Here is an 11,307-nt window from a genome sequence, read left to right as displayed (position 1 = left end):
ACCCACGTCCCCTCGCCCGCGGCAAGATAGGCGCCGGCTCCTTCGAAGACGAATCCGAAGCGCATCGCCAAAAACGCCGCCCAGGCAAAACGGGCCGACCGGGACGGTAGTTAAAGCTGCGAAGCCCATTCGCTTCCATCACAGGAAAGATGTCGGCTGGAGGGCATATCCATTTGTTGGTGCCCTCGCCTGCCCAAACAACCATGGAAGCTGTTCGGATGTTGCCAGCAAGCCTCGCCGCCCCACCCAGTTATTTGCGGGTATACACGCCAGCCAAAAATCGCATGAATGAACGTGGAGGCCTGCTAGCAGAGTTAAATAACACATCGATCAACAGCTGGTGCAACGCCCACTCAAATGGATGGAAAAAGTTCGACATGTGAGAACCGATCAACCAATCGCTTTTCAATGTACTCAGTAAATGTCAACATAAGTTCCGACCATCGGGCGGCCAAGCCCATCATACGATGTTCATCCAATGCAGTGACCATAAATGTCCCCGAAACCTCCATCTTCGCAAAACGACGACATTCCTGATCGCTTTGAGCAGAAATTAGGCCGCGATCTGTACGAAAGGCTGATCAGTTTGCACCAGAGTGCAACATGGTCCACAAATTATTCCGAAAAGATAGCACACCTTATATATTCGATGGAATGCGAGGAGGAGGAGCTCCTATTAATCGATTTAATTAATCGTTTCAAATACTTAAACGGATTTGAATACGAACAGTCGTTGAAGATGATTGCCAGTACAATTGTAGATAATTGGCGGCTCAAACCACAAGATACTATGATAATCTCAAAGAACTTAGACGATGGCACTGACAGCTCCGATGCAGTTGTCCACAGCCTGAAGCATAAGTTCTCGCCGTATATTTCCGCCGGGTGGAGTAAGAATAATTTTTCAAACCACGTCAGAAAGTGCTTAGATAAACCTTCAACAAGCAACTTCGTTGTGGCCGATGATTTCATTGGCTCAGGTAATCAACTGTACGACTTTTGTGAGTGGTTTGAACTCGAGGCTGCAAAGCGCGGAAAAGCGAATCCTAACCTGTACGTTGTTTGCGTCGCAGCAATGGCGACCGCACTATCAAAGTCGTACACGCCCTCATTCCGTGATATCTACTCGCACGTAAAGCTGAACAAGGGGATATCTGAACAAATATCAGATCCACAATCGGTTACGACAGCTCTAGATCTGATGAAGACAATCGAACGTCGTAATCGCGTGTCCGAAAAATATCGTTTTGGATATGAAAAAAGTGAGGCGCTATATTACTGCGAATCATTGGGCGTACCCAACAATGTATTTCCGGTTTTTTGGAAAAGATCTTTCTCATCAACAATATTTGATCGAATTTGATGTTTTTTAATTCAACACACTCCATAATAGTTTCTATTTTGTTGGATCATGATGAGTTTGAATCTTATCTATTGCATGAGCGCTTTAGAATTACCCCTGCTAGAGTGGCTCGGTCTGTTGCAGAGCTAGAACAGATCGGCTTAGTGCAGTGGCGCAGATTAAACATCGCCCGTTCGCCGGATTTTGCCGCGGCATTGTTCATTCACCGGCATAAAATATTCAATCGGCCGCCGACATGGGTCGATATTCCCGATTGGGCAAAAGCGAAAACGACTTGACCGGGCAATGCGTCTAGATATTGTTGCGCAGTGTTCCGGCGCTAGGACGAAGAGGCGGTTGCGCCTCTGGGGCTTACGCTCTTTTTAACCGCCCAGGGCAACCCTTCGGGTTACCCTACGCCCTTTGGGCGTGCTAATCTTGACTTTATTTTAAAGCGATTAGAGGGACGACTTCAAGTTGAAGTTAATGGATAGTAGTGTTGGAACACAATTTTACCTATGAATTATCGTCCGACTTCTCTCCAATTTCCATACAAGAACTATCCGAGGTCTCTGACGTTCGACGTTCAGTCATCAATCGGATAATTCACGACAGCAGCCACTACTATAGGAATTTCAGCGTACCGAAGCGTACTGGAGGTGTTCGCGACATCTCGACTCCACTACCTGCGCTTCAAGCGCTTCAAAAAACCTTGCTGAAACATACGCTTTCGAAAGTTCGCATTTCTCCCCACTGTCACTCATACCTCACGAACCGATCAATACTCACCAATGCCAATATGCATATTGGCCAACCAACTATATGTAAGATCGATATCAGCGACTTTTTCCCGTCAATACAGTTGGATTTCGTGATCAATATATTTCAATGCATCGGCTACGATCACGCCGACGCTAAGCTGATGGGATTAATCTGCACCAGAGAAGGTTGCCTACCTCAAGGTGCACCATCAAGTCCTGCGCTTAGTAATATCGCGTTAGTCAAATTTGATGAAGCAATGAGCAAATTATGTGCTCGGAACAATTTTATTTATACGAGATATGCCGACGATATATTTATCAGTGGGCAATTCATATCTACGTCCTTTTTCGATTTGACGAAAAAGGTACTGAGAAGCTTTGGCTTCGAGGCTAACGAGTCGAAGTCATACATGATGACGCGAGGTCGTAAGATCGTCACCGGGATATCCGTTAGCGGTAGCAGTCTAAGCGTGCCTCGTCAGAAAAAAAGAAGCATCAGAAACGAGGCCTTCCTTTTTGCTAAGAGCAGCCTCCCGGCCATAGAAGAAAAAATCTTGAAAGACCCGTTCGTTTTTGACCGAATAATGGGCCGGCTTCATTTTTGGCGTTCTGTCGAACCGAGCAATAAGCGCGTACAAGATTTGATTGACTTGGTTGCGGAAAAGAAGATCGCGATGGTCACACTTTTTGCAACACCCGAAAGAATTTGATCCCCGCCCCTCGCGCCCATGCCATACTCCCCTCATCCTTCACCAAGACGGGATGGGACAGGTCGACGGTCCGGTTTCAGCGGTGAGGGACGGCGCTTCCGCCGGTGGCCAACGTAGCGGCCGGCTGGAGAGGTCCCAAAACGGCTCCCCCTGCCACTACGAGCAGGTTCGGCTGCGTGCCCGTGCAAGCGGGCCGACCGCAAGCCCCCAGCCAGGCGACGCGCCCGGGGGTGGTCGGGTCCCGCGCAGAGAGCTGGAACCGGGATCTGACGGAGGATGCTCCCGAGAACGCCGCCGGGGCGCGATGACCGTGCCACTCGAACTACATTTACCCAGGCGGCTCGATCCTTGCGCCCCGGACCCGTCATCTCTGCCCTCTCCCCGCCGCGGCAAACCGCCCCGTCGGAAGTATTGGCGCGTCCTAAAACACCAACGGAGATCCCTCATGCCGCGCAAGCATTACCCGGATAGGGACCGGTTCAAGTTCCGCCTCGCCTGCGCCGCGGTCGATGCGCAGCTCGGTGCCATCGGCGCCACCCTCGAGGCGATGGCACGGCGTCAATGGCGCCTGCCCCCGACCGAGGATGCCAGGGCCTGCCCGCTCGCCGCCTGCCGGCGCCACCGCGCCTGCCAGAGCGACGCCATCCGCCGCGCCTGCGAGCGCATCCCGTTTGAACGGGCCGAAGCGGCCGAGCGGGCCGCGGAAGACGTCGAATTCCCCTGGAACGTTGTCACCGAGCAGCAGGTAAAGGCCTACGGCGAGCGGCAGAAACGCGACCGGCGGCGCTGACGCCGCGCTTTACCAAGCGCTCTTTATCGCATCGCCGATCTCGCTTAAGCAGGGGGCCATGACCCTGCTCAAGCGATCCCCCGCCCTCTCCCTTTCTGGCGCCTCCCGTTTCGCCGCCGCCCGGCCCAAGGCCCTTGGCGCCGCCCTCCTCGCCGCGCTGGCCACGCTGGCGCTCCTGCCGGCGCCCGCGCTGGCACGCGACTGGCAGCACTCCGAGCGCATCGAGACCTATGCGGTCACGGGCGCGACGGGCATCGATCTCTACCGCTCCATCGGCGATCGCGCGCCGTCGGCCGGTGTCGGCCAGGCCATTGCCTTCACCGATTTCGAGCTTCTGTGGTCGCGCGATTACCGGCCGCAGCCGGATGGCTCCTGTATCCTGGCCTCCGCCCGGCCGAGCCTCACCATCATCTACCGCTGGCCGGTGGCGCCGTCAGGCCTTGCGCCGGATGTCGCGGCCAGCTGGGCCCGCTTCATCGCAGGCGTCGAGAAGCACGAACGCGTCCATGGCGACCACGTGATCGAGATGACGGAGAAGATCCAGGCCTTCTCCACTGGCCTGTCGGCGCCGGCGGATGCCGATTGCAACAAGGTCCGCGCCAAGCTCCAGGAATTCCTGGCCGGCATGGCGGCCGAGCGGCTAGCCCGCGCCCGCGCCTTCGACCGCGAAGAGATGGGCAATGGCGGCAATGTCCACCAGCTCATCCTCGCCCTCGTCAACGGCCCGTGAGGAGGCGCGCGCCATGCCCTACCGCCTGACACCGAAGGACAAGAGCTTCCAGCAGAGCGTGCGCCGCATCGCCGGTGAACAGCTCGCCCGCGCCATCGAGGAAGCCCGCGCCGTCCCGCCGAACCCGGATGCGGACCCTGAAGCCGGGGGCGCGGCCACCGTCACGGAAGGTCTCACCGAACGCCAGCGCGTCCACCAGCTGCGCAAGCGCATCAAGAAGGTGCGCGGCCTCATCCGCATGGTCCGCCCCGCCTTTTCAGATTATGCCAAGGAGAATGCGGCGCTGCGCGATGTCGGTCGGTCGCTCGCGCCCCACCGCGAGGCCCAGTCGCTGATCGCCGCTTTCGATGACCTCGTCGCCGCCTACCGCTCCGACACCGCGCTGCCGCCGCTGCGCAGCCAGTCCGTCACCGCCCTCCGCCGCCGCCTCGTCGTGCCGCTTTCCGAGGAAACCGGCGCCGCCGCCCCGGTCATCGAAGCCGCCGCCACCGAGCTCGCCGCCATCGCCGAACGCGCCCGTTCGTGGAAGATCCGGCCGAAGGGCGCCAAAGCCTTCGCGGAAGGCCTCGCCGATACCCACCGCGCCGCCCGCAAGGCCCGCGTCCATGCCGTGAAGACGCTCGCCGCGATCGACACCGACCCCGCATCGCCGCAAGCCGCCGAAACCCGGTGGCACGCGGCCGAGGCGCTGCACGAATGGCGCAAGCGCGTGAAGGCCCACGCCCAGCATCTGCGCATCCTCGCCCCCGTCTGGCCGGAAGCCATCGACCCCCAGGTCGCCGCCGCCCGCGCTCTCGCCGAAGATCTCGGCCGCCACCACGATCTCGCCGAACTCGTCCGCGCGATTGGGCAGGACGATCTCGGCCATCACCCCACCCGCGTCGCGCTGATCGATCTTGCTTATGCGCGCCAGGCCGCCATCGAGGCGACGGCCCTTGCCGCCGGCGCGCGGATCCTCGCCGAGAAATCCAAGCCCATGGCCGCCCGCCATCAGGCCCTCTACAAGCTCTGGCAGGCGGAAGACCGCAAAGCGGCACCCGGCAAGACCGGCGACCCGCTTCCGGCCAGCCCCCCGTTCGTCAAGGGATGGTTCGCCGCCAAACCCAATGGTGGCAATAGCGGGAACGGCGACGCCGACAGCTGACCGGTCAGCGCAAACGCCCGATCCATCACCAGAATTGATTTGTCGACAAAAGGGTGCACGTCTAGCCAGAGCGCAACCCTCACTCGCTCCCGGTCCCGGTCCCGCAGATGCCTTTTTCAGCCAATGTCCGCGGCGCGATCTTCATGTCGCTGGCCATGGCCGGCTTCCTGTTCAACGACACCGTCGTCAAGGTTCTCGCCGCCGACATGAATGTCGGCCAGGTCATGGCGCTGCGCGGCATCTTCGCCACCATCGCCATCACCGCGCTCGCCTGGTGGCGCCACGCGCTGCGGCCGATCCGGGTGGCGTTCCAGCCGATGATCCTGCTGCGCATCATCGGCGAGGTCGGCGGCACCGTCACCTTCCTCATCGCGCTGACCCACATCCCCATCGCCAACGCCTCTGCCATACTGCAAGCTCTGCCGCTCGCCGTCACCATGGGTGCGGCCCTGTTCCTGTCCGAGCCCGTCGGCTGGCGCCGCTGGAGCGCCATCGCCATCGGCTTCATGGGCGTCATGCTGATCGTGCGGCCCGGTGTCGACGGCTTCAGCGTCTATTCCATGCTGGTGCTCGGCACCGTCTTCTTCGCCGCCATGCGTGATCTCGCCACCCGCATGGTGCAGGCCGAGGTGCCGTCGCTCTTCCTGTCGGTGGTCACCTCCCCCATCGTCGGCCTCACCGGCGTCATCATGGTCCCGATGATGGGCGGCTGGACGCCGGTCGATGGCGGGCACATCGGCCTTCTGGTCCTCTGCGCCGTCCTGCTCCTCATCGGCTACCAGTTCATCATCATGGCCATGCGCAGCGGCGATATCTCCTTCGTCGCGCCCTTCCGCTACACCAATCTGCTGTGGGCGATCCCCACCGGCTACCTCGTCTTCGGCGACGTCCCCGATGCCTATATGATCATCGGCGCCACGATCATCGTCGTCTCGGGCATCTACACCCTCTACCGCGAACGCAAGCGCCCCGAGGCCGATCCGGTGGCCGCGGAAACGGCACGACAGCCTTCGCCGTAGTTCGCCTGCCCCTTCCGAACGAAATCGGCACAACAAAAAGCTAAGGCCGCCTTTCCTTTTCGGTATCGATGCCCCAATTGGTCGGCGAAGGAATGATCCCGCATGCCACCCGCTCGCTTTCTCGATCCCCGCACACCGCCGCACATCGTTACGCTGGTCCTCATGGCAGCGCTCGGTGCGTTGAACATGAACGTCTTCCTGCCGTCGCTGCCGGGCATGGCGCGCTATTTCAACGCCGACTACGCGCTCGTTCAATTGACCGTCTCCGCCTATCTCGCAGGCACCGCGTTCCTGCAGATCTTCATCGGCCCGCTCTCCGACCGCTTCGGCCGTCGTCCGGTCATGCTGGTCAGCATCTGGCTCTTCCTCGGCGCCACGCTGATCTGCGTCTTCGCGCCGACGATCGAAATCCTGCTCATCGGCCGCGTCCTGCAGGCGGTGGTGGTGGCGGGCCTCGTTCTGTCTCGCGCCATCGTGCGCGACATCGTCGGTCCCGCCCAGGCCGCTTCCATGATCGGTTACGTCACGATGGGCATGACGCTGGTGCCAATGGTCGGCCCGGCACTTGGCGGCTTTCTCGACCAGATGTTCGGCTGGCAGGCCAATTTCATCCTCACCTTCCTTTTCGGGGTTATGGTGCTGATCGTGTGCTGGCGCGACCAGGGTGAAACCAACCAAGCTATGTCTGCCAATTTCGTCGAGCAGTTCCGCGCCTATCCCGAGCTGCTGAAGGCACGGCGCTTCTGGGGCTACACGCTCACGGCCACCTTTGCGTCCGGCGCATTCTTCTCGTTCCTGGGCGGCGGCCCCTATGTCGCCAATGTCATTCTCGGGATGACGCCGGCCGAACTCGGCTACCACTTCTTCTTCATCGCCTTCGGCTACATGATCGGCAATTTTCTGACGGCGCGGTTCTCCGTCAATGTCGGACTGAATGCCATGATGGTGATCGGCAACCTGATCTCTGCCCTCGGCATGGCGCTTTCGATCGGGCTCTTCTGGTCCGGCTTCTTCCATCCGATGGCGTTCTTCGGGCCGATCTTCTTCGTCGGCTTTGGCAACGGCATGGCGCTTCCCAATGCAAATGCCGGTATCGTGTCGGTCAGGCCGCGCCTTGCCGGGTCGGCCTCGGGGCTCGGTGGCGCATTGATGATCGGCGGCGGCGCTCTGCTGTCGGTGCTGGCCGGTTCTCTTCTGTCAGAGGAATCTGGCCCATATCCGCTTCTCTACGTCATGTTCTCCTCCTCGATCGCAGGGGTCGCGGCGGCGCTTTACGTCCTCTATGTTGTGCGTCAGGACCGGTCGGCCGGCATCGTTATGGAAGAAGAGTAGGTCCGACGGAGAGTATTTTGACGGAACGTGAATTCATCGTTCGGCCCGACGCGACCGATCAGCGGCTCTCGACGATCGTCGAAGGCATCGATCAGAACGGCAATGCGGTCGATACGCGGGTGGTGACCGAAAAGGCGCTGACGCTTTATCTGAACGCCCGGGAGATCGTCACCATGATGACGATCGGCGACCATCCCGACCTTCTGGCGCTCGGCTACCTGCTGAACCAGAACATGCTGAAGCCAACTGACCGCGTCACCGGCATCGACTACGATGAAGAGCTCGAAGTCGTCGTCGTGCGCACGGAGGAAGAAACCAATTACGAGGACAAGCTGAAGAAAAAGGTTCGCACCTCGGGCTGCGCCCAGGGCACCGTCTTCGGCGACATCATGGACAATCTGGAGAGCATTTCACTGTCCAAGGACGCCCGGCTGCGCACCTCATGGCTCTACGCGCTGACGCACAAGATCAACACCGCGCCCTCGCTCTACCTCGAAGCAGGCGCGATTCATGGCTGCGTGCTGTGTGAGGAAGACCGGCCGCTCGTCTACATGGAAGATGTCGGCCGTCACAACGCCGTCGACAAGATCGCCGGCTGGATGTTCCAGACGAACGAGGACCCGTCCGACAAAATCTTCTATACGACCGGGCGCCTGACCTCCGAGATGGTCATCAAGACCGCCATGATGGGCATCCCGATCCTTGTATCACGTTCTGGCTTCACCGCCTGGGGTGTCGAACTTGCCCGCAAGATCGGATTGACGCTCATCGGTCGGGCGCGTGGGAAACGCTTCGTGGCGCTTGCCGGTACCGAGCGCATCATTTTCGATCTCGATCCCGATCAGGTGCCGGACGAAGACGGCCGGTCCGGGCGTAAAGGCAGCCGCCGTGGTATCGAGGCCGAGGCATGACCGGTCCCTCGCAGAATGACATCCTTGGCTGCATTCTCGCTGGCGGTCTCTCCCGGCGCATGGGCGGCGGCGACAAGGCGCTGTTGGAACTTGGCGGCGCCCCGATGCTGACCCGTGTCATCCGTCGGCTCGAACCCCAAGTGTCCGCACTCGTCCTCAACGCCAATGGCGATGCCGACCGCTTTGCGGATTACGGCCTGCCTGTCGTTGCGGACACTGTCGGCGACTTCGCCGGTCCGCTCGCCGGGGTTCTTGCCGGCATGCGCCATGCACAAGCCATGGATGAGCCGATCAGCCATGTCGCAACGGCTGCCAGCGATACACCGTTCTTCCCGCTCGACTTGGTGGAACGCTTCGCCGAAATGGCAACGACACCTGACACAATTGTTCTCGCCACCTCCGGCGGCAATCGTCATCCCGTCTTCGGCCTGTGGCCGGTCGCGCTCGCCGACGATCTGGAGGCATGGCTGAAGGAAAGCGATACCTTCAAGGTGCTGGCTTGGGTCCACCGCCACAGGCTGGCGACGGTGGACTTTGATTTGGTAAGACACGGCGAACAGAGTTTCGATCCGTTCTTCAACGCCAACACGCCGGACGATATGATCGAAGCCGAAAATTTCCTTCGGGAGCAGCAGATTTCATGACGAGACACTCCCAGCGCGTCTTCGGTGTCACCGGATGGAAGAACTCCGGCAAGACGGGCCTGACCGTGCGCATCGTCGAGGAACTCACCCGCCGGGGCTGGCGCATCTCCACCGTGAAGCATGCCCATCACGAGTTCGACATCGACAGGGAAAACACCGACAGCTGGCGTCATCGTCAGGCCGGAGCGGGCGAAGTGGCGATCGTCTCCGGCAAGCGCTGGGCGCTCATGCATGAATTGCGCCAGGAAGCCGAGCCTGCGCTTGAAGACATTCTCGAGCGCCTGGCCCCTTGCGACCTTGTGGTCATCGAAGGCTACAAGCGCGAAAACCATCCCAAGATCGAAGCCCGACGGCTGGATGCCGCCAACCGTGAACCATTGGCCGCCGGCGATCCGGGCATCATCGCAATCGCTGCCGATCATTCGGTTGCAGAGCAAAACCTCCCGGTCTTCGACCTGAACGACACCATCGCGATTTCCGATTTCATCGAGCGCGTCACTGGCTTGGCCGAGCGTCGGAGCGCTGCATCATGAGTGCGGGACGCCGGCTTCTCGACGATTGTTTCCTCCACGACCGTGACCGCATGCGGCATTCGGAAGTGCTCGCTTTGATCTCCGAGCGGCTCTCGCCCATCGTGCCGACGGAATTGGTCCCACTGCGGGAAGCAGTCGGCCGAATCCTCGCAGAGCCGATCGCGGCCCCGCGTGACGTTCCCTTTTCCGACAATTCCGCAGTCGATGGCTATGCCTTCGCCTATGCCGACTATTTCAAGCGCAATACGCTCGGCATCCGCACGCGCATCGCCGCTGGTGACCTTGCTTCCGTCGAGATCGGCAAGGGCGAAGCGGCACGCATTTTCACCGGTGCAGCGATGCCGGCCGGCGCCGATACCGTTGCCATGCAGGAAGATTGCGAACTTTCGCAAGACGGGTCGACGGTGACCGTACCCAAAGGCCTGAAGCCTGGCGCCAATCGACGGCGCGCTGGCGAGGATGTCCCGCAGGGGTCGATCGCGATCGAACCGGGCGTTCGGCTGCGCGCCCAGGATCTTGCCGCGATCGCCTCCTTCGGGCTTGACCAGGTGCCCGTCTATCGCCGCCTGCGGATTGCCGTTCTCTCCACTGGCAACGAGCTCGTGGAACCGGGCAGCGCCGACACGTTCCAACCCGGGCAGGTTTTCGACAGCAACCGGACCATGCTAGCCGCGTTGGCTGAAACGTTGCCGATCGAGATCTCCGATCTCGGCATCCTCAAGGACGATGCTTCCCTCATTGCGCGTACGATCGAAGATGCAGCCAGTAAGCATGACGTGATCCTCAGCACGGGCGGCGCGTCGCGTGGCGAGGAAGATCATGTGGTGACGACGCTCGATGCGCTCGGCAAGCGGCATCTGTGGCAGATCGCCGTCAAGCCCGGGCGGCCGATGGTCGTGGGCCAAATCCCCACGGACCAAAGGGATTGCGTGTTTTTCGGCCTGCCGGGCAACCCGGTCGCCGTTCTCGTCTGCTTCCTGCTCTATGTTCGGCCCGCATTGACGATCCTGGGCGGCGGCCAGGCCCTTGAACCTGTCCGCTACCAGCTGCCCGCAGCATTCCACATCGCCCGCAAGAAGACCGACCGCCGCGAATTTCTCCGGGGCTGGCTTGCGAACGGCCCTGACGGCCTCACCCGCATCGAAAAATTTCCACGCGACGGTTCGGGGCTCATCACCGGACTGCGGCAGGCGACCGGGCTGATCGAACTCGATGAAGAGGTGAACGAGGTGCGCGAAGGCGACCGCGTCGCTTTTATCCCCTTCAACGAATTCGGCCTTTGAAAACTTACGTGCAGGCCGCTAACGTCAATCTGGATTTTTATTGCATTTGCGAATGGCGTCCGCATTAATCCCATTCAAAGCGCTTCAATCAGACCCCGACGCCGAAGA

Annotated in this window: 11 protein-coding genes; all 11 read left to right on the top strand. The window is 60.2% G+C overall.

Annotated elements, in window-relative coordinates:
• Positions 1–493 precede the first annotated feature (493 nt).
• Entirely contained in the window at positions 494–1,363 is an 870-nt protein-coding gene (locus QQL76_RS06760; protein ID WP_499206920.1) for a phosphoribosyltransferase-like protein, read from the top strand.
• A 478-nt stretch (positions 1,364–1,841) separates the two neighbouring features.
• Positions 1,842–2,813 (top strand): reverse transcriptase domain-containing protein, encoded by a 972-nt coding sequence (locus QQL76_RS06755; RefSeq protein ID WP_499206919.1) that lies wholly within the window; start codon positions 1,842–1,844, stop codon positions 2,811–2,813.
• Between the two features lie 445 nt (positions 2,814–3,258).
• Complete coding sequence (locus tag QQL76_RS06750; protein WP_499206918.1) at positions 3,259–3,603, top strand: hypothetical protein; 345 nt, start codon at positions 3,259–3,261, stop codon at positions 3,601–3,603.
• 58 nt (positions 3,604–3,661) lie between these two features.
• Entirely contained in the window at positions 3,662–4,333 is a 672-nt protein-coding gene (locus QQL76_RS06745; RefSeq protein ID WP_499206917.1) for a DUF922 domain-containing protein, read from the top strand.
• A gap of 13 nt (positions 4,334–4,346) precedes the next feature.
• Complete coding sequence (locus tag QQL76_RS06740; protein WP_499206916.1) at positions 4,347–5,477, top strand: CHAD domain-containing protein; 1,131 nt, start codon at positions 4,347–4,349, stop codon at positions 5,475–5,477.
• 107 nt (positions 5,478–5,584) lie between these two features.
• Positions 5,585–6,496 (top strand): DMT family transporter, encoded by a 912-nt coding sequence (locus QQL76_RS06735; protein ID WP_499206915.1) that lies wholly within the window; start codon positions 5,585–5,587, stop codon positions 6,494–6,496.
• A 102-nt stretch (positions 6,497–6,598) separates the two neighbouring features.
• The gene (locus tag QQL76_RS06730; RefSeq protein WP_499206914.1) at positions 6,599–7,828 is read left to right on the top strand and encodes a multidrug effflux MFS transporter; all 1,230 of its coding nucleotides are present in this window, start codon (positions 6,599–6,601) and stop codon (positions 7,826–7,828) included.
• 17 nt (positions 7,829–7,845) lie between these two features.
• Positions 7,846–8,739, top strand: a complete 894-nt coding sequence (gene fdhD, locus QQL76_RS06725; protein WP_499206913.1) for a formate dehydrogenase accessory sulfurtransferase FdhD — start codon at positions 7,846–7,848, stop codon at positions 8,737–8,739.
• On the top strand, positions 8,736–9,383 hold the full coding sequence (gene mobA / locus QQL76_RS06720) for a molybdenum cofactor guanylyltransferase (protein ID WP_499206912.1): 648 nt from the start codon (positions 8,736–8,738) through the stop codon (positions 9,381–9,383). Before fdhD ends, mobA begins: the two co-directional genes overlap by 4 nt.
• Positions 9,380–9,916, top strand: coding sequence for a molybdopterin-guanine dinucleotide biosynthesis protein B (mobB, locus tag QQL76_RS06715; protein ID WP_499206911.1), 537 nt, complete (start codon positions 9,380–9,382; stop codon positions 9,914–9,916). The genes mobA and mobB overlap by 4 nt, the downstream gene beginning before the upstream one ends.
• Positions 9,913–11,199, top strand: a complete 1,287-nt coding sequence (locus tag QQL76_RS06710; protein WP_499206910.1) for a molybdopterin molybdotransferase MoeA — start codon at positions 9,913–9,915, stop codon at positions 11,197–11,199. Before mobB ends, QQL76_RS06710 begins: the two co-directional genes overlap by 4 nt.
• Positions 11,200–11,307 lie beyond the last annotated feature (108 nt).

Source organism: Rhizobium albus (genome assembly GCA_030160035.1).
Lineage (GTDB): Bacteria > Pseudomonadota > Alphaproteobacteria > Rhizobiales > Rhizobiaceae > Georhizobium > Georhizobium albus.
The sequence above is the reverse complement of the archived record's forward strand: the minus strand, read 5'-3'. Positions and strand labels throughout refer to the sequence as shown.